At 68.2% G+C, this 18951-nt stretch carries 14 protein-coding genes; 6 read left to right on the top strand and 8 right to left on the bottom strand.

Features of this window, described 5'->3' with window-relative positions; translation table 11 throughout:
* Window positions 1-5: 5 nt before the first annotated feature.
* The 4 genes from mutL to AC5P66_RS07745 all read right to left on the bottom strand — a co-directional run bounded on the left by mutL (window position 6) and on the right by AC5P66_RS07745 (window position 5643).
* The gene (gene mutL / locus AC5P66_RS07760; protein ID WP_049415837.1) at window positions 6-1907 is read right to left on the bottom strand and encodes a DNA mismatch repair endonuclease MutL; all 1902 of its coding nucleotides are present in this window, start codon (window positions 1905-1907) and stop codon (window positions 6-8) included.
* Between the two features lie 121 nt (window positions 1908-2028).
* A complete protein-coding gene (locus AC5P66_RS07755) occupies window positions 2029-3597 on the bottom strand; it encodes an N-acetylmuramoyl-L-alanine amidase (RefSeq protein ID WP_049440792.1) in 1569 nt (522 codons plus the stop codon).
* Between the two features lie 82 nt (window positions 3598-3679).
* Window positions 3680-4162, bottom strand: a complete 483-nt coding sequence (gene tsaE / locus AC5P66_RS07750) for a tRNA (adenosine(37)-N6)-threonylcarbamoyltransferase complex ATPase subunit type 1 TsaE (protein ID WP_049415841.1) — start codon at window positions 4160-4162, stop codon at window positions 3680-3682.
* Window positions 4159-5643 carry an NAD(P)H-hydrate dehydratase gene (locus tag AC5P66_RS07745; protein WP_495216170.1) on the bottom strand — a complete coding sequence of 495 codons (1485 nt, stop codon included), beginning with the start codon at window positions 5641-5643 and terminating at the stop codon, window positions 4159-4161. The genes tsaE and AC5P66_RS07745 overlap by 4 nt, the downstream gene beginning before the upstream one ends.
* 23 nt (window positions 5644-5666) lie before the next feature.
* Here AC5P66_RS07745 and queG point away from each other — a divergent pair, with 23 nt between their 5' ends.
* Together queG and xseA are read left to right on the top strand one after the other, a co-directional pair.
* Window positions 5667-6737: a tRNA epoxyqueuosine(34) reductase QueG gene (gene queG / locus AC5P66_RS07740; protein ID WP_049415844.1), complete on the top strand. Its 1071-nt coding sequence runs from the start codon at window positions 5667-5669 to the stop codon at window positions 6735-6737.
* 45 nt (window positions 6738-6782) lie between these two features.
* On the top strand, window positions 6783-8114 hold the full coding sequence (gene xseA, locus AC5P66_RS07735) for an exodeoxyribonuclease VII large subunit (RefSeq protein WP_049415847.1): 1332 nt from the start codon (window positions 6783-6785) through the stop codon (window positions 8112-8114).
* Window positions 8115-8632: 518 nt separating this feature from the next.
* Here xseA and AC5P66_RS07730 read toward each other — a convergent pair.
* Window positions 8633-9529 carry a M48 family metallopeptidase gene (locus AC5P66_RS07730; RefSeq protein WP_005417787.1) on the bottom strand — a complete coding sequence of 299 codons (897 nt, stop codon included), beginning with the start codon at window positions 9527-9529 and terminating at the stop codon, window positions 8633-8635.
* Between the two features lie 88 nt (window positions 9530-9617).
* A complete protein-coding gene (locus AC5P66_RS07725; RefSeq protein WP_111096523.1) occupies window positions 9618-11510 on the bottom strand; it encodes a formylglycine-generating enzyme family protein in 1893 nt (630 codons plus the stop codon).
* Window positions 11511-11594: 84 nt separating this feature from the next.
* Between AC5P66_RS07725 and rnd the strand changes: the two genes are divergently transcribed.
* Window positions 11595-12674 carry a ribonuclease D gene (gene rnd, locus AC5P66_RS07720; protein ID WP_111096524.1) on the top strand — a complete coding sequence of 360 codons (1080 nt, stop codon included), beginning with the start codon at window positions 11595-11597 and terminating at the stop codon, window positions 12672-12674.
* Window positions 12675-12806: 132 nt separating this feature from the next.
* Here the strand turns inward: rnd and AC5P66_RS07715 are convergent, their stop codons facing one another.
* Complete coding sequence (locus AC5P66_RS07715; protein WP_111190542.1) at window positions 12807-15137, bottom strand: TonB-dependent receptor; 2331 nt, start codon at window positions 15135-15137, stop codon at window positions 12807-12809.
* Between the two features lie 204 nt (window positions 15138-15341).
* Window positions 15342-15941, bottom strand: a complete 600-nt coding sequence (locus AC5P66_RS07710) for a TetR/AcrR family transcriptional regulator (RefSeq protein ID WP_049416648.1) — start codon at window positions 15939-15941, stop codon at window positions 15342-15344.
* 101 nt (window positions 15942-16042) lie between these two features.
* Here AC5P66_RS07710 and AC5P66_RS07705 point away from each other — a divergent pair, with 101 nt between their 5' ends.
* From AC5P66_RS07705 to AC5P66_RS07695, 3 genes are read left to right on the top strand one after another with little or no spacing between them, the layout of a single operon-like run.
* Window positions 16043-17098, top strand: a complete 1056-nt coding sequence (locus AC5P66_RS07705) for a sugar phosphate isomerase/epimerase family protein (RefSeq protein WP_111096526.1) — start codon at window positions 16043-16045, stop codon at window positions 17096-17098.
* A 19-nt stretch (window positions 17099-17117) separates the two neighbouring features.
* A complete protein-coding gene (locus AC5P66_RS07700) occupies window positions 17118-18011 on the top strand; it encodes an alpha/beta fold hydrolase (protein WP_049416652.1) in 894 nt (297 codons plus the stop codon).
* Window positions 18001-18927 (top strand): alpha/beta hydrolase, encoded by a 927-nt coding sequence (locus AC5P66_RS07695; protein ID WP_495216169.1) that lies wholly within the window; start codon window positions 18001-18003, stop codon window positions 18925-18927. The genes AC5P66_RS07700 and AC5P66_RS07695 overlap by 11 nt, the downstream gene beginning before the upstream one ends.
* Window positions 18928-18951 lie beyond the last annotated feature (24 nt).

The raw sequence follows: 18951 nt of genomic DNA, 5'->3' as shown, positions 1-18951 counted from the left end.
TCCCCTCAACGTCCGCGCAGGAACCAGCGGTCGATCTCCGCCAGCGAAAAACGGGCCCAGGTCGGTCGGCCATGGTTGCACTGGCCGGACCGTTCGGTGATTTCCATGTCGCGCAGCAGCGCGTTCATTTCCGGCACGGTCAGGCGCCGGTTGGCACGCACCGCGCCATGGCAGGCCATGGTCGACAGCAGCTCGTCGCGTGCACTGGCCACGCGGCGGCTCTGGCCATGCTCGCGCAGGTCGGTCAGCACGTCGCGCAGCAGTCCTTCCGGTTCGGCATGCGCCAGCAGTGCCGGAATGCTGCGCACGTGCAGCGAACCGGGGCCGGCCCGGGTCACCTCGAAGCCGAGTGCCGCCAGTGTGTCGGCTTCGCTTTCGGCGGTGTCGGCCTCGCGCTCGCCCACCGCCAGCGTGATCGGCACCAGCAACGGCTGCGACTGCAGGCCGATGCCATCGTGCGCATTCTTCAGGCGCTCGTAGCCGATGCGTTCGTGGGCCGCATGCATGTCGACCACGATCAGGCCTTCAGCGTTCTCGGCCAGGATGTAGATGCCATGCAGCTGCGCGATCGCATAGCCCAGCGGCGGTACACCTGCGTCGGCACTGGTCACCGGCAACCCGTTCTCGCTCGGCATCGGCGGCAACGCCGCTGCGCGTTCGGCAGCGGCCGGCGTGGCATACAACGCGGCGTAGGCCGCCGGTGCATCGGCCACCTGCAGGCCCAGCGGCTGCTGCGGACGCCAGCCAGAAAATCCGCCACCACCACCTCCCGAGCCGGGCGCAGCCCCACGCACCAGCCCGAACCCCGACGCGCCGGCGCTCGATGCCATCGGGACGGCGGCGGCGTCCACCGGATGTGCGGGGCCGGCACCGATTTCCTGCGCCGACATGCCGGCACGGGTATCGGCCAGCGCATCCTTCAACGTGCGATAGACGAAATCGTGGACCAGCCGCGAATCGCGGAAGCGCACCTCGTGCTTGGCCGGATGCACGTTGACGTCGACGCGGGTCGGATCCAGTTCAAGGAACAGCACATAGGCCGGCTGGCGGCCGTGATACAGCACGTCGCCGTAGGCCATCTTCACCGCGTGGGCAACGCTGCGGTCACGCACTGAGCGACCGTTGACGTACAGGTACTGCTGGTCGGCGCTCGCGCGCGAATAATGCGGCTGCGCAATCCAGCCATGCAGGCGCAGGCCGGCGCCGCTGTGGTCCACGCGCACGGCCTGGTTGGCGAAATCCTCGCCCAGCGTTTCGGCAAGGCGCGCATCGGAATACAGATCGCCCGGCTTGTAGCGCCGCGAGGCCTTGCCGTTGTGCGACACGCGCAGCTCGACATCCGGTCGCGCCAGCGCCAGCGAACGCAGCCACTCTTCGATATGGCCGAGTTCGGTACGCTCGGCGCGCAGGAACTTGCGCCGCGCCGGGACGTTGTAGAAGAGCTCGCGCACTTCCACCGTGGTGCCCGGCGCATGCGCGCGCGGGGTCACCTCGCCGATCTTGCCACCTTCGATCTGCAGTGCCGAACCGTGCTCGTCGTGCGCGCGGCGCGAGCACAGGGTGAAGCGGCTGACCGATGCGATCGACGGCAGCGCTTCTCCCCGGAAACCAAGGGTGGCCACCGATTCGAGGTCGTCGAGATCGGCGATCTTGCTGGTGGCATGGCGCGACACCGCCAGGGGCAACTGCTCGGGCGCGATGCCACTGCCGTTGTCGCGGATGCGGATCAGGCGCACGCCGCCCTCTTCAAGATCGATATCAACGCGGCTGGCGCCGGCGTCGATCGCGTTCTCGACCAGCTCCTTGACCACCGACGCGGGTCGTTCGACCACTTCGCCGGCGGCGATCTGGTTGATCAGGATCTCCGGCAACGGCCGGATCGGGCGCGGATGGGTAGCAGACGTCATGCGGGGATGATAACGGAGCGGCCGAGGGTAGAGTCGAGCCATGCTCGACTGACGGGCTACCGACAAGGCCCAGTCGAGCGCGGCTCGACTCTACAGAAAGCAGTAACCCGCCTTCGGCGGGTTACTTGCTGCCGCCGGCCATGGTGGCTGCGGCGTCGATCTCGGCCTGCGCGCGGGCGGCATACAAGGTGCCCGGCGGCGGTTGGCGGCTGAAGAAGGTGTGCACCCCATCCAGCACGGCGCCCGCGACCTTGCGCTGGTAAGCCGGGTCCGTCAGGCGGCGCTCTTCATCCGGATTGGAGATGAACGCCGTTTCCACCAGCATCGCCGGCATGTCCGACGTGCGCAGCACCGCGAAGTTGGCGCGCTCGATGTTCGGCTTGTGGTTGTTGCCGATCCGCTTCAGGCCGCCCAGCACGTGGCCGGCCGCATCTTCGGACGCCTTCATGTAGCCGCTCTGGGCCAGGTCCAGCAGCACGTTGGCCAGGGTGCCTTCAGTCTGCTGCAGGCGCACGCCACCGACCAGGTCGGCCGCGTTTTCCTTGTCCGCCAGCCAGCGGGCGCGCTGCGAAGAGGCACCCTTGGTCGACAGAACGTACACCGACGAACCCGTGGCAGAACGGTTTTCAGCCGCATCGGCATGGATCGAAATGAAGATGTCCGCCTTGTTCGCACGCGCCTTCTGCGCACGCATCGGCAGCGGAATGAACACGTCGCTGTCGCGCGTCAGGTAGGCCTTGAGGCCCGGCGTGGCATTGACCTGGCGGGCCAGCTCACGCGCCACCGCCAGGGTGACATCCTTCTCGCGCTTGCCGGTCGGGCCGATCGCACCCGGGTCCTGGCCACCATGACCGGGATCGATCGCCACCACGAGGTGGCGCATGCCGGGCTGCATGCGGATGCGCGATGCATCGCTGGGCATGGCCGGACGCGGCGGCTCGGCCGGCGTCGGCGCCGGTGTGGGGGCCGTTGCCGGCGGCGTGGTCACCACCGCAGCGGTGCGCTGGCCGGCGAGGATTGCAGCCGGCGAGGATGAAGGCGTGCTGCTGGCCGCGACGCCCGCCGCAGCAACCTGGGCCGGCGCGCTGGTCGGTGCGGGGGTCGGCGTGGCGGGTGCGGCGGCGCTGGCGCTGGCCTGTTGCTGCACCTGTGCGGTCAACAGGGCCGTGGCCCGCGCAGCATCGGTGCGTGACTGCGCGTTCTCGGCCGGCGTGGGCGCGACTGAGCCCCCCACAGCGGCCGCCTGCGGCTGCACGGCCGGTGGCGTCGCCGGGCGGCTGGTGGCCACGGCAGGGCCATCACCCGGCCATTCGATCACCAGCTTGGATTCATTGCCCTCGCGCTGCATCTGCGGGCGGAACGGCGCCACCGATTCGGCAAGGTCGAACACGACACGGAAAGTGCCCGGGACCGGCTGTCCGGTACGCACCGCCGTCACCACGCCCTGCGCGGCCGGCATCTTCAGGTTGCGGACGGCGCTGGAGTCGGGGAAATCGACCACCAGGCGGTTCGGGCCGGCCAACGACAGGGTCTTGTAGCCGCCACTGCCGACCAGCGAGATCTCGGCACGGGTGCCAGTCGCGCCGGTGTTCAACAGGACCTGGCGCACTTCACCCGCCCACGCACTGACGCTCGCCAGACCCAGTCCGACGGCGGCACAGATGGCGATGAGACGGTTCCCCGGGCGCATGGCTCAGGATTCAATCACCGCGCTGAACGGAATGCAACACCTTTTTCCTTAATAATCCGTAACCTGCCGATCTTTGTTCTCGTCAGCCGACAGAAATGGCCTGCAAGTCGCCCCCTTGGGGCAGCCGTTTCAGCCATTCCTGTCCAGCGTCGCTGGCCGCGGTGAGACGGACACGGCGCCCCTGTCCTTCGATCTCCAGCGCTACCACCAGATCGGTCGGCGGCAGCGCGCCGGCGCCCCGTTCCGGCCATTCGACCAGCCACAGGACCGCGCTGCCTTCGTCCAGGCCGAGGAAATCCAGCTCACCGGCCTGGCCGATGCGGTACAGGTCCAGGTGCCACGCCTCACCGCCACTGGCCAGCGGATAGCGCTCGACCAGGGTGTAGGTGGGGCTGCGGATCGCCCCCTGCACGCCCAGCGCGCGCAGCAGCGCGCGGGCCGTGGTCGACTTGCCGGCGCCCAGGTCGCCGCGCAGTTCGATCAGCGCCTGCGGGGGCCGGGTGGCCGCCAGCCACTGCCCGAGCAGTTCGGTGGCGTCGCTGTCGGCAAGGAAGAATTCGGTCATGGGGAGAGGTCCGGGTTGGCCAGTCGCCGCAGCGGCGCCAGCAGATCAGTAGGAAGCAGGCCGCGCGCGCCATCGGCGGCAGCCGCATCGCCCGCCAGCGCATGCAGCAGCGCGCCCGCGGCCGCGGCATCGAAGGCCGCAAGGCCCTGCGCGCGCAGGCTGGCGATGATGCCGGTGAGCAGGTCGCCCATGCCTCCCACGGCCATCCCTGGGTTACCGGCAGCGATCAACCGGGGCGTTTGCCCAGGCGCCGCCACGATGCTGCCAGCGCCCTTCAGCACCACCACGGCGTGGAAGCGCTCGGCCAGCATGTGCGCACAGGTGTAGCGGTCGGCCTGGATTTCAGCCGTGCTGCAGCCGAGCAGGCGTGCGGCCTCGCCCGGGTGCGGTGTGAGAATGGCATCGGGCAACGCGCGCGGATCCTGCGCCAGCAGGTTCAGCGCATCGGCATCGACCACCAATGGCTTGGCGCTGGCCAGCACCCGCGCAAACAAGGCGCGTGCCCATTCGTCCTGGCCCAGACCGGGCCCGATCGCCACCACCTTCGCCTTGTCCAGCAGCGCCGGCAGCACATCGCCGTCTTCCAGTGCATGGGTCATCGCCTCGGGCAGCCGAGCCAGCAGTGGACCGACGTGGTCGCGGCGGGTGCCCAGGCTCAACAGCCCCGCCCCTGCGCGCAAGGCGGCCTCGGCTGCCATGGCGATGGCACCGCCGCTGCCGTGGTTGCCGCCGACGCACAGCACGTGGCCGGATTCCCCCTTGTGGGTGTTTGCGCGGCGCGGCGGCAACAGGGCCGGCAACCGTGTCTGCGTCCAGTACTCCACGGCAGGCGACACGCTTTGCCATGCGGCAGCGGGCAACTGCAGGGGTGCCAGGGCCTTGTGCCCGCAATGATCCAGCGCGTCGCCGGTGTACAACCCGCGATGGGCCACGATGAACTGCAGGGTCAGCGCAGCGCGTACTGCCGCGCCGGGTACCGCACCGCGGTCGGCATCGACGCCACTGGGCACATCCAGGGCCAGCACAGGTGCCGCCTGCGCATTGATCGCAACGATCAGCGCCTGCGCCGCACCCTCCGGCGCGCGATCGAAGCCCAGCCCGAACAGGGCATCGACCCAGATGTCGGCCTCGGGCAGCGCGCCGTCGAACTCGGTGACGGTGCCGCCGTCGGACCTGAACTCCGATGTTGCACGCTGCGCCAGCGCGGTCGATGGCGCCCTGCCCGGCAGGGCGATCACCCTCACCTCGCGCCCGGCCTGCAACGCGTGGCGAGCCAGCACAAGGCCGTCGCCGCCATTGTTGCCCGCACCGACCACCACGCCGATGCGCTGCGCCTGCGGCCAATGCTGCAGCAGGCACTGCCAGGCGGCCTGGCCCGCCTGCGCCATCAGTCCCCAGCCAGCATCCCCCTCCAGGGTGGACGCCTGGGCATCCAGCGCACGCGCGGCAGCGGAATCGAACAGATCGGCAAGGTTGGCCATGCAGGGATTTTATACTGGTGCACATGTTCCCTGCCCCCACCCCTGTCGATCCGGCCCAGGCCGTGCAGCGCATCCGCGAACTGGCCCGAGCGCATGGCTTCCAGCGCTGCGGCATCGCCGGCATCGAGCTGGGCGAGGATGAAGCGCACCTGGCCGACTGGCTGGGCCAGGGCCTGTACGGCACGATGGACTGGATGGCGCGCCACGGCACCCTGCGCGCACGACCGGCCGAGCTGTTGCCCGGCACTGTGCGCGTGATCTCGGTGGGCATGGACTACAGCCACAAGGATGACACCGAAGCCTGGGCGACGCTGGCCGACCCGGGCCGCGCCTACGTGGCGCGCTATGCGCTGGGCCGCGACTACCACAAGCTGATGCGCAACCGCCTGCAGAAGCTGGCGACGCAGATCAACGACGAAGTCGCGCCACTGGGCTACCGCGTGTTCGTCGATTCCGCCCCCGTCCTGGAGCGCGCACTGGCCCGCAACGCCGGGCTCGGCTGGATCGGCAAGCACACCTGCCTGATCGACCGCCATGGCGGTTCCTGGTTCTTCATCGGCGAGATCTACATCGACATCCCGTTGCCGATCGATACGCCGGCCACGGCGCACTGCGGCACCTGCACGCGCTGCATCGATGTCTGCCCGACCCAGGCCATCACCGGCCCGCAGCGGCTGGACGCGCGGCGCTGCATTTCCTACCTGACCATCGAACACGACGGCGCCATTCCCGAACAGATGCGCCCGCTGATCGGCAACCGCATCTATGGCTGCGACGACTGCCAGCTGGTCTGCCCCTGGAACAAGTTCGCCAGGCGCACCGACGAAGCCGATTTCCGCGCGCGCAACAACCTCGATACCGCGCGCCTGGACCAGCTGTTCGCCTGGGACGAAGCCGAGTTCCTGCGCCGCACCGAAGGCAGCCCGATCAGGCGCAGCGGCCATGAGCGCTGGCTACGCAACATCGCCGTGGCGCTGGGCAATGCCCCGTCCTCGGCCGAAGCGCTGGCTGCCCTGCAGACCCGCATCGACGATCCCTCGCCGCTGGTGCGTGAACACGTGCAGTGGGCACTGGGCCAGCACACGGCGCGCTGACGTGCGATCCTGAAGCCCCCGTTCCGCCCGCAGCACGCCGTTTCCATGCAACCACGCAACAACGACATTTTCACCCCCAGCCAGCTCAACACCCTGGCCCGCGACCTGCTGGAAGGCAGCTTCCCGGCGATCTGGGTCGAGGCCGAACTGGGCAGCGTGGCGCGTCCTGCCTCCGGGCATCTGTATTTCACCCTGAAGGACGCGCGTGCGCAGCTGCGTGCGGCGATGTTCCGGATGAAGGCGCAGTACCTGAAGTTCGTGCCGCGCGAAGGCATGCGCGTGCTGGTGCGCGGCAAGGTGACCCTGTACGACGCCCGTGGCGAGTACCAGATGGTGCTGGACCACATGGAGGAAGCCGGCGAAGGCGCGCTGCGCCGCGCCTTCGAGGAACTGAAGGCACGGCTGGAGGCCGAAGGCCTGTTCGACCCGGCACGCAAGCGGCCGCTGCCGGCGCACGTGCAACGCCTGGCCGTGATCACCTCGCCCACCGGCGCTGCCGTGCGCGACGTGCTGAGCGTGCTCGGCCGACGCTTCCCGCTGCTGGAAGTTGACCTGCTGCCGACCCTGGTACAGGGCAGCAGTGCCGCCGCGCAGATCACCCGACTGCTGCAGGCCGCCGATGCCAGCGGCCGCTACGACGTGATCCTGCTGACGCGCGGTGGTGGTTCGCTGGAAGACCTGTGGGCCTTCAACGATGAAACACTGGCCCGGGCGATCGCCGCCAGCAGCACGCCGGTGGTCTCGGCGGTGGGCCACGAAACCGACTTCAGCCTGAGCGACTTCGCCGCCGACCTGCGTGCACCAACGCCCTCGGTGGCGGCCGAGCTGCTGGTACCGGACCAGCGCGAACTGGCCCTGCGCCTGCGCCGCACGGCCGCCCGCATGGTGCAGCTGCAACGGCATGCGATGCAGCAGGCGATGCAGCGCGCCGACCGCGCCCTGTTGCGCCTGAACGCCCAGAGCCCGCAGGCACGACTGGACCTGCTGCGTCGACGCCAGCTCGATCTGGGCCGGCGCCTGCATACCGCGTTCAACCAGCAGCAGGAGCGCCGTGCTGCGCGCCTTCGCCATGCAGCGGCGGTCCTGCGCGGGCATCATCCACAGCGCCAGCTCGACACGATGCAACGCCGCCTGGCCGCCCTGCGCGGACGACCGCAGGCAGCGATGCAGCGTCTGCTGGAGCGCGATGCACTGCGACTGCGCGGGCTGGCACGTTCACTTGAAGCAGTCAGCCCGCTGGCGACCGTGGCGCGTGGCTACAGCATCCTGACCCGCAGCGATGATGGCACCCTGGTGCGGAAGGTTGATCAGGTACAGCCCGGTGACGCCCTGCGGGCCCGCGTCGGCGACGGCGTGATCGACGTGCAGGTCAAGTAAAGGGGTTCGGCAGGGCTGCGCCCTGCACCTGCAGAGGCAAATGCAACAGCCGAAGCAACAGCGAAAGCGGCTCTGGATTGCTGATAGCTTGGCGGGGTGGTGTGGCTGTGCAGGACACGCCGTAAACCATCCCTGGGGGCTCGATGGCGCCATCCATGGCGCCAACGGTCCTGCACAGCCACACCGCCCCACCCTCGACAGTGTCCCGATGACGGTCGGTAGATCCACGCCATGCGTGGATGAATCTCTTTCAGACATCGAATCAATTCGGGGTCAGATCCGTTTTCCTGCGGAAAACGGATCTGACCCCAAGCGCCATTCCGGCAGATCGCGGACATCTGTCGAAGGCGGGGTGGGTCCGGTTGCGGGGGCGTGAGCCGCATGGATGCGGCGACCGAGCTTACATGGACGTACTTGCAGCGGCCCACGCAACCGGACCCACCCCGCCATCCCACGGAATGCACGCTGTTGCTGTTGCTTCGGCAGGTGCAGGGCTGCAAGCCCTGCCGAACAACCCCCTACTTTGCCTGCTCGCAGAACTTCTGCCGGTACTCGAGCGCCTTCGGCATCAGTGCCTGCAGGTTCTGGATGCGGGTACCCGGGTTCGGGTGCGTGGAGGCGAACTCCGGCGGCGCCTGGCCGCCACTGGCCTGGCCCATGCGCTGCCACAATGGCACCGCCTCGCGGGGATCGAAGCACGCCGCTGCGGCCAGCATCAGCCCCACTTCATCGGCCTGCGTCTCGTGGCTGCGCGCATAGGGCAGCAGATACCCGTAGCCCATCGCCGACATCATCATCTGTTGCTGCTGCGCATCCATGCCGCTGGCGGCACCGGCCATCTGCCCGATCTGGGTCAGCTTCTGCTGCGCCATCCGCTGCGCACCATGGCGCAGCAGCGCGTGGGCGATCTCATGGCCCATCACCACCGCCATCGCATCACGCGTACGCGCCACCGGCACCAGGCCGGTGTAGACCGCCATCTTGCCGCCAGGCAGGCAGAACGCATTGGCCTGCTCGGACGGGATCACGTTCACTTCCCACTGGAAATCCCGTGCGAAATGCGCCGGCTGCACGCCGTGCTCCTGTGCCAGCGCGGTCTCCACCACATCCACCTTGGCGATCAGGCGCTGTGCGATATCGCGCACATCGCGCGCGATCGGCGCATTCGGATCCATCGGCCGTTCCTGCGAGAGGATCTGCTGGTAGGCCTGCAGACCGAGCGCAGTCTCCTGGCGCGCATCCAGGCTGCTGTCGATCATCACCTTCTCGCCGGTGTAGGGATCGACGGTGCGATTGGAGAACCAGTAGAACACCGCATAGCCCGCCGCCAGCAGCAGCACCCACCAGCGGATGTTGCCGAACAGGCCGCGTCGCTGCGGACCTTGGGGCGAGCGGGAGAAGGGATCGTTGCGCATCGGTGGTCTTCCAGCAGACCCCGCCGGCTGGCGGGCACGACGCAATCTTAGTGCGCGGATGCCAGCGGCGGGTGAAGCCCGATGCCGCTCAGATGCCGCGCACCAGGCGGAAGCCGATGCGCGCATTGGTGGTGTCCGAATCCTGCGATTGCCGCCAGGCCGCACGGGTCTGCTCGGGCGCATTGGCCCAGTTGCCGCCCCGGATCACCCGCGACCGGCAGCCCGGGTTGAACCAGGCGACACCATCGGACGGCGCACGCCGGTAGCTGGCGTGCCAGCAGTCGGCCACCCATTCGCTCAGATTCCCGGCCATGTCGTGCAGGCCGAAGGCATTGGCCTGGAAACTGGCCACCGGCGCCGGTCCCCACCAGCCATCGCCATAGCCGATGAAAGCGTTGTGCCAGTGCCGACCCGAAGGCGAGACGTCCTTGCTGCCGGTGAAATTGCCGCTGCCCGGCGGCGGCGTACCGGCGTCTCCCCAGGGGTAGCGGCCACTGCTCCCGGCGCGCAGCGCATATTCGAATTCGGCCTCGCTCGGCAGCCGGTAGCTGCGTCCTGTCTGCTCGGACAGCCATGCCGCGTAGTTCTCGGCATCCCGCACGCTGACATGCATCACCGGCGAGTTGCCCAGTGCGCGCGCGCCATCGTAATCCGAACGCCAGTCGACGCCGCTGCGGCGGATGAAATTGCCGCTGCGCTCGTCATAGACCACCGAGTGACCGCGTCGGGTCGCACGTGGTCGTGCATTGGTCGACTTCACATAGCGCTCGAAATCGCCGACGGTAATCTCGGTGATCGCCATGGCGAAGCCGCGGTCAAAGCGAACGTAATGGGAGGGGCGCTCGGCGTCGGTGGAGCCGGGCTCGGCATCACCCGCGCCCATCTGGAAGCCGCCATGCGGCACCACCACCATCTGCGGACCGCGCCCCCCATCACGCATCGCGTCGCTGAACACCTGACCCGGGCGGAAGCTGCCGTAATGGGTAGCCAGATCGATGCGTTCGCGCAACTGGGCCACCACCGCATCCCCCGGCAAGGCGATGCGCAGGGCCTCGGCCAGCTTTTCGCGCGCCGGCTTCAGCCCCTGCGGCGTAGCCAGCTCGCGCAGGCCCTCATCACGCAGCTGCAGCAACGCGGCGGCGCGGATCTGCTCGATGCGCTCGAAGGCATCGGCAATGGTCGGTGACGAGTCACGGACCTTGCTGGCTTCGGCCAGCCAGGTGCCCGCGCTGGCAAAGTCGCGCACGCGCGCCGCGTCCTCGGCCCGGCGGATCAGGCCACTCTCGGCCGCCGCCAGGCCCTGCCGCGCCCGGCTGTTGTGTTCATCCAGAGCCAGCGCTTCACGGAAGTTGCCGATCGCACCGTCACCGTCCTCGCCGATCCGCCCCGTCCGCAGGTCCTCCTCGCCGGCACGGTTGTAGGCCACCACGCGCTGGGCGAGCTCCACCCGGCCCTGCAGCGCGCGCACCTTCTCATCCTTCGGCGCCAGGGTCAGCAGCACCAGCGCCTGGCGACTCGCCTCGGCCAGCGCCTCGCGCTGCCGCAGTGGCCGGACCAGCAGGGCATCGGCCTGCTGCTGCAGGCGCTGGCGAGCACGCTGCAGGCCGCTGCGGGCCAGGCGGTCATCCGGGTCTTCCTCCTGCACCGCCAGCCACAGCGGAACCGCCGCGTCGGCGTCCTCGTACAGGTGCCCTTCGCTGAACGCCTTTTCGGCCGCGCGGCGCAGCTGGGCCACGCTGCGGCCCTGCCGGTCGACCCGTGGCGGTGTCCACCGCTGCACATCCTCGGTGGCATCCTCACCGGCAATGGTGACGCTGCCCTGCCCGGTCCCCGGTGTCGGCTTCGCCAGTGAACCTTCCTGCGGCCGCGCATCCTCGCCAGCAGCCGGCCCCGGCTCCGGTGTCGCCGAGGGCGACGGTGTGCAACCGGCCAGGGCCACGGCCAGAACGGTGCACAGCACGGACGACAGCGGGAAACGCAAGCAGGATCTCCTTCGGCACGGACGCGGACCGACGTTAGGCTATTCTCCCCTGCCTGAGCAAACCCGAGTAGTAGGCCCTGACCCGTGGCAACCTGGATCACCACCCCCGCCGAGCTGGATGCGTACTTCCAGCAGCGTCCGGCCCGCATCGGCCTGGACACCGAATTCATCCGTGAACGCACCTTCTGGCCGCAGTTGGCTCTGGTGCAGATGGCGGTCGGGCAGGACATCCTGCTGATCGATCCGCTGATTCCCGGCATGACCGAGGCACTGGCGCCGTGGCTGGCCGATGAATCGATCACCAAGGTGATGCACAGCGCCAGCGAAGACCTCGTTGCCTTCAAGTGGACCTGCGGCGTGTTGCCGCGACCGCTGTTCGACACACAGATCGGCGCCTCGCTGGCCGGCATTGGTGGCGGCATGGGCTACCAAAAGCTGGTCGCGGAAATCACCGGCGTGGCGCTGGCCAAGGGCGAAACCCGCTCGGACTGGATGCGCCGTCCGCTCTCGGAGTCGCAACTGCAATACGCCGCCGACGACGTCGAGCACCTGTTCGCGCTGCATGACGCCATTGATGCCAAGTTGCAGGCGCTGGGCCGCCAGCAGTGGCTGCACGACGACGGCGAGCGCCTGCTGGCCAGCGTCGCCAATGACGAGGACCGCTGGCCGCATCTGGCGATGCGCTCAGCGCAGTTTCTCGATGCTCCCGCGCAGCGCCGCCTGCTGCGCCTGCTGCGCTGGCGTGATGTGCAGGCACGCAGCAGCGACCGCCCGCGCAGCTGGATCCTGGACAACGAACTGGCCGCCACGCTGGCACGCACGCCACCGGCCGATGCCGCCGCGCTGGCCACGCTGTTTGAACAGTTCCCGAAGGCACCGCGCAAGCTCGCCGGCGCGGTGTGGCAGGCGCTGGACACGCCGCTGGCCGATGAGGCCGAGGCGCCGCTGGCGTTGCCCGCCAACGACACCAACAAGCAGGCACTGAAGAGGCTGCAGGACGCCGTTGCCGAGCGCAGCCGCGAGCTGGGCCTGCCGGATGGCGTGCTGGCCTCGCGCAAGCATCTGGAAAGCTACCTGGAGCGCCGCCAATGGCCGGCCGCACTGGCCGGCTGGCGCCAGCAGGAACTGGAGCCGCGGCTGCAGGCGCTGCTGCCGGCACGCTGAAGCGCCAAGCACGGCGCCGAATTGCGGTCCGGCTACCGTCGAAGGCCACGAAAAAGGGCGACCCGGATCACCGGGCCGCCCTTTGCATTCCAGCAGTGCGATGGCGGGAAGACCCGCCACCGTGGCAACGCCTTACCAGTTCATGTTCAGCGAGACACCGACGGTGCGCGGTTCGTTGTAGACCGCAGCCATGTAGTTCTCGATCACACCCTTGAGGTTCTTCTCGTTGGTGATGTTGCGCGCGAACAGCGCCACTTCGTAGGCACCGTAGTTGCCCGAGTAGCCGATCTTCAGGCCGCCTTCGAAATCACCCTTGGAGTTGAACTCCTTGCTGTCGTACAGCACGAAGCTGGTGTAGCCCTGCTTGTTCCAGTCGGTGGAGACGAACATGGTGCCGGCGTCGCTGACCGGGAAGTCGTAGCGGGCGGCCAGGTTGACGTTGTACTTCGGCGCGTTCGGCAGCGGGTTGCCGTCGATCTGCGCGAAGGTGTTGGCACCGACCTTGATGGTCGGGTCATTCACCGTGCACACCACCTGGCCGTTGAGGCCGCAGACCTGCGCGTAGACGCGCTTGTCCTTGATTTCGCTGTGCAGCAGGCTCAGGCCGGCACTCAGGGTCAGGTTCGGGATCGGGCGCAACTCCATGTCCGCTTCGAAACCATAGGCCCTGGCCTTGTCGGCGTTGAACAGCACGCCGTTGCCGTCCGAATCGTTGCCGTTGAGCTGGATGTCGTTGACGGTGTAGGTGAACGCGGTCGCGTTCAAGCGCAGGCGGTTGTCCCACAGGCTGCTCTTCACGCCCGCTTCCCAGGACAGGATGGTCTCGGAATCGGCGGTGGTGAAATCGGCATTGAACACGGCCGAGCGGCCCTGGATGGTCGGGCCGCGGAAGCCGCGGGCGACCTTGGCATAGACGCTCACGTCCGGCGTGATCTGATACATCGCGCTCAGATCCCAGCTCGGGGTGGTGTCGGACATCTTGACGTCGGTGCGGCCCTTGTAGGTGACCACGCCAGCGGCAGTGTCAGCCGTCTTCAGCAGGCGGGTGTGCTTCTCGTCCCGGGTCTGGCGCAGGCCGGCGGTGACGGTGAACTTGTCGGTGAAGGCATAGCTCAGCTGGCCGAAACCGGCCCACGAGGTGTTCTTGTTGCGCAGGCGCACCCAGTTGTTCGGGTTGCGCGCCGCACCCTGCAGGAACCAGGCGCGCTGGTAGAAGTCGGTGGTGTCGCTGCCGTTGAAGTAGAAGGCACCGGCCTGCCACTGCAGCGCGCTGTCGTCATGGCTGGCCAGGCGGAATTCCTGGGTCCACTGGTCCAGGTCACGGATGCGGCCCATCGACTGGCCGTAGCCGTTCGGCACGCCGTTCACCGGGAAGTTCACCGCAGCACCGCCGTCGGTGTCGCCACGGCTGTAGCCGGAGGTGGTCTCGTAGGCGGTGATCGAGGTGAAGTCGATCGCGCCGAAGTCGTAGCGCGCCTTCACCGAGCCGCCGTAGGTCTTGTAAGCCTGCGGGTTGTTGTCGGCTTCGTCGTAGGCGACCTGGTCGCGCGGCACGTCGGTCTTGTTCGAGCCCTTGGTCAGCGCACCGCGCAGGAACAGGGTCGAGGTGCCTTCGTAGTCACGGGCGTGGGCCGAGGCGAGGATCGAGAACTGGTCGCTCGGGGTCAGCAGCAGCTGCGCGCGCACGTTGCGGTCATCGAAGCCGCCCATCGCGTTCTTCTTCGGGCTGACCGTGCCGTCGGCACTCGGGCCCTTGTAGGTGTTGTCGACGTAGTCATCGCGATGCTGGTACAGCGCCGACACGCGGAACGAAGCGATGTCGTTGATCGGGCCGCCGAAGCCGCCGTCGATCGACACGCTGTTGTAGGTCGCGTAGCTGGCGTTGACCCGGCCGGTGTAGTCCTGGGTCGGCTTCAGGGTGTCGAACTTGATGATGCCGGCGGTGGTGTTGCGGCCGAACAGCGAGCCCTGCGGGCCACGCAGCACTTCCACCTGGTCCACGTCATAGACCGGGTTGGACTTCAGCACCACGTGCTCCAGCACCACATCGTCCTGGATGATCGACACCGGCTGCGAGGCACCCAGGTAGAAGTCGATATTGCCGAGGCCACGGATATAGAAGCGCGGGAAGATGCGGCCGGTGGTGGTTTCCGCATACAGGCTCGGCACGCGGCCGGACAGTGCCAGCAGGGTGTCGTCGCCGCCGGCGGTGAAGTCGCGCATGCGCTCGCCCTGCACCACGCCCACCGAGACCGGCACTTCCTGCAGGTTCTGCTCGCGGTGCTCGGCGGTCACGGTGATCGTGTCCAGGCCGGTCGGGGTCGGCGCGCTGTCCTGCGCGGCGGCACCGAAGCTGCCGACCAGGGCCAGGCCGGCACAGGCCAGGGCCAGCGGATGGCGGCGGAAGGAAACGAAGGAAGACGACAGACCCGACAGGCGGCGGGAATCGGAATGGAAGGGCATGGAATGCTCTGAGGAGGCGTCCGTGCGGCCTGCGCGAGCCGGGCGGCAAGAAGGGGGGGGAAACTGCGCAAGCGGCCATTATCCCCCAGATTGTTACGATTTCGTTGCGCCAAAGGGGACGGAGGGGATTAAGGCGTATTCGGCACAGTGGCCGACCTCCGCGCCCCGCAGGCGCGCCGGTCCACCACGCATGCCAGAAGCGACTTAATTCCCTCCGTCCCCTTTTTTCAGCGGGCCCAGCGCCACATCGACCATCGTCAGCAGGCGCTCGCGGCTGATGCCGTCACGGGCCTGTACGGAAATGCCGTGCAGCACCGTCGCAAAGTAATCCCCCAGCGCCTGCACCGCCACATCGCCGGCCAGCTCCCCTTCTGACTGTGCCTGTTGCAGGCGCGCGATGATCGCCGCCGTGCGGTCGCGGCGATGGCCAGCCAACCAGTCGCGCACGCCCTCGCCATCAGGCGAAACGCTGCTGGCCGAGGACACTACCAGGCAGCCATGCGGGCGTCCACGACGGGTGTAGGTCAGCACCGCCTCGCGCAGCATGGACCCGATCGCCTCACGCAGCGTGGCCTGCTCCAGCGCGCGTGGCGCGAAACCACCCTCGCCCTCTTCGTACAGCGCCACGGCTTCGCGGAACAACTGCTCTTTGCTGCCGAACGCGGCGTAGATGCGTGCAGAGGCAATGCCCAGTGCTTCGACCAGTGCCGACATCGACGTGCCTTCATAGCCGCACTGCCAGAACAGCAGCATCGCCTTGCGCAACGCCTGGTCCCTGTCGAATTCGCGCGGTCGCCCTGCCATCTGCCTGCCTGCTCGAGTGAGGCGCGCAGTGTAACGCGGCTGTTGACCATCGCGAGGGTCGCGCCTATTCTTTGTCGCTCGACAAACAATTGGAGCAACACATGCAGACCCTCAAGGGCCCCAGCCTGCACCTGGCGCAGTTCGCCGGCGACCAGGCCCCGTTCAACTCACTTGCCGGCATCGCCGCATGGGCCGCTGGCCTCGGCTTCAAGGCGCTGCAGATTCCCGCCTGGGATGCACGCCTGTTCGACCTGGCCACCGCCGCCGACAGCCAGGACTACTGCGACGACATCAGCGGCACCCTGGCCGAGCACGGCCTGCAGGTCAGCGAGCTCACCACCCACATCCTCGGCCAGCTGGTGGCCGTGCATCCGGCCTACGACGAACTCTGCGATGGCTTCGCCCCGCAAGCACTGCGCGGCAATCCGAAGGCCCGTAGCGAATGGGCCCAGCAACAGCTGCACCTTGCCGCTCGTGCCTCGCGTCGGCTGGGCCTGCAGGACATGGGCACCTTCTCCGGTTCCTTCGCGTGGCCCTACCTGTTCCCGTTCCCGCAGCGCCCGCCGGGCCTGATCGACGCCGCGTTCGATGAACTGGCGCGACGCTGGCGACCGATCCTCGACACCTGCGAGGACAACGGCATCAATCTCTGCTACGAGATCCACCCCAGCGAAGACCTGCATGACGGCACCAGCTTCGAGCGCTTCTTCGAGCGCGTCGGCCAGCACGAGCGCTGCCGCATCCTGTTCGATCCCAGCCACTTCGTGCTGCAGCAGCTGGACTATCTGGAGTATCTGGACATCTACCACCCACTGATCCGCATGTTCCACGTCAAGGATGCGGAGTTCCGCCCCAGCGGCCGCCAGGGCATCTATGGCGGTTATGCCGACTGGACCGAGCGCGCAGGTCGCTTCCGCTCGCTGGGCGATGGGCAGGTCGACTTCAAGTCGATCTTCTCCAAGCTGGCGCAGTACGACTACCAGGGCTGGGCAACGCTGGAATGGGAGTGCTGCCTGAAGGACCAGGAAGCTGGCGCGCGCGAAGGCGCCACGTTCATCAGCGACCACATCATTCCGGTCACCGACAAGATCTTCGACGACTTCGCCGGTGCACCGATCAGCACCGCACAGATGCAGCAGATGCTCGGCATTGCCTGAGCCCCAACGGAGCATTCCCATGACCACCTTCCTTTCCGCCGGCGCTGCCGGCGACGCTTCGCTGCGCCACCACTACCTGCGCATCGATGGCCAGCGCGTGCATTGCGTCTCCGCCGGGCACGGTGCGCCCGTGCTGCTGATTCCCGGCTGGCCACAGACCTGGTACGCGTGGCGCCACGTGCTGCAAGCACTGGCCGAGGCCGGTTTCGAAGCAATCGCCGTTGATCCACCGGGCATCGGCGAATCCGACCGTCCCGCCCACGGCTACGACACCGGCAGTGCTGCCGCAGTACTGCACCAGACCATGCTGGCGCTTGGCCACGACCGTTACCAGGTGGTCGGCCATGACATCGGCATGTGGATCGCCTATGCACTGGCCAGCGACCAGCCGCAGGCCGTGCGCCAGCTGGCGGTCACCGAAGCGGTGATTCCCGGCCTCGCGCCGGAACCCGGCATTTTCGCCGCACCGGCCGACAACATCTTCCTCTGGCACTTCATGTTCAACCAGGTGGCCGACCTGCCCGAGGCGCTCATCAGCGGACGCGAACGCGCCTACCTGGAATTCATGTTCGACCGCTGGTCGTACCGGCGCGATGCGGTGGCCGCCGATACCTACATCGCCGCCTACAGCCGCCCCGGCGCGCTGCGGGCAGGTTTCGCCTGGTACCGCGCGATTCCGGAGACCATCCGCCAGAACAAGCTGCGCGCGCAGCGCCGGCTGCCGATGCCGGTGCTCGCGATCGGCGCCGAACACGCCACCGCCGATGCGCCGATGCTGACCCTGCAACCGCATGCCGATGATGTGCGCGGCAGCATCGTGCCGGGCTGCGGCCACTTCATCATGGAAGAAGCGCCCCAGGCGTTCCTCGCACAGTTGTTGCCGTTCCTGCAGGAGGCACGCCATGCTGCTTGAGCCGGCACTGCAGCAGTTCGTTGACGCCGTCGCGGCCCATCCGCTGCCGGAGGACCTGCGCGAACTGCGCGCGATCAGCGAGAACGCGCTGCCACAGCTGCAGGGCGCGCCGCAGCCGGTAGCACATGTGGTCGAACACACCGTGATCGCTCGCGACGGGCAGGCGCTGGAGCTCCGCCTCTACACGCCGCAAGGACTGTCCCATGGGCCCGCGCCGGCCCTGCTGTTCGCCCATGGGGGTGGCTGGTTCCAGTGTTCGCTGGCGGTCTATGACGGTCCTTGCCGTGCGCTGGCCAATGCCAGCGGCTGCGTGGTCGCCGCCGTGGGCTACCGGCTGGCGCCGGAGCACCGGTTCCCAGTGCCGCTGTACGACATCGCTGACGCCTGGCAGTGGCTGCAGGACCACGCCGAGCGCCTCGGCCTGGACCCACAGCGGCTGGCGATCGGGGGCGACAGCGCCGGTGGCAACCTCGCGGCCGCCTGCTGCCTGCTGCTGCGCGAACTGGGCCTGCCGCAACCGTGCCACCAACTGCTGCTGTATCCGGCGCTGGATGCCGGCATGGACAGCGATTCCTACCGCGACTACGCCGCTGGCTACTACCTCAGCGCCGAACTGATGCAGCGCTGCTGGCAGGCCTATCTGGGGGATCTGGCCGAGCCGCCGGCGCTGGCTTCGCCGGCCCACGCAACCGACCTGAAGGGGCTGGCGCCCGCCTCCGTGCTCAGCTGTGAGCACGACCCGCTGCGCGACGAGGCCGAATACTACGCGCGACGCCTGCAGGCTGCGGGTGTCGGCTGCACGCTGGAGCGGCTGCCGGGGATGATCCACGCCTGCATGCACCTGCAGGCGGTGAGCACCGCCACTGCAGTGGCGGTACAACGCGCGGGCGATCTGCTACGCCACGCCCTGGCCTGAAACGGCCCGGGACGGCGGTGGATC

Source organism: Stenotrophomonas sp. YJH_SMC_122, from assembly GCF_059369535.1.
This window is presented reverse-complemented; position numbering and strand designations above follow the sequence as displayed.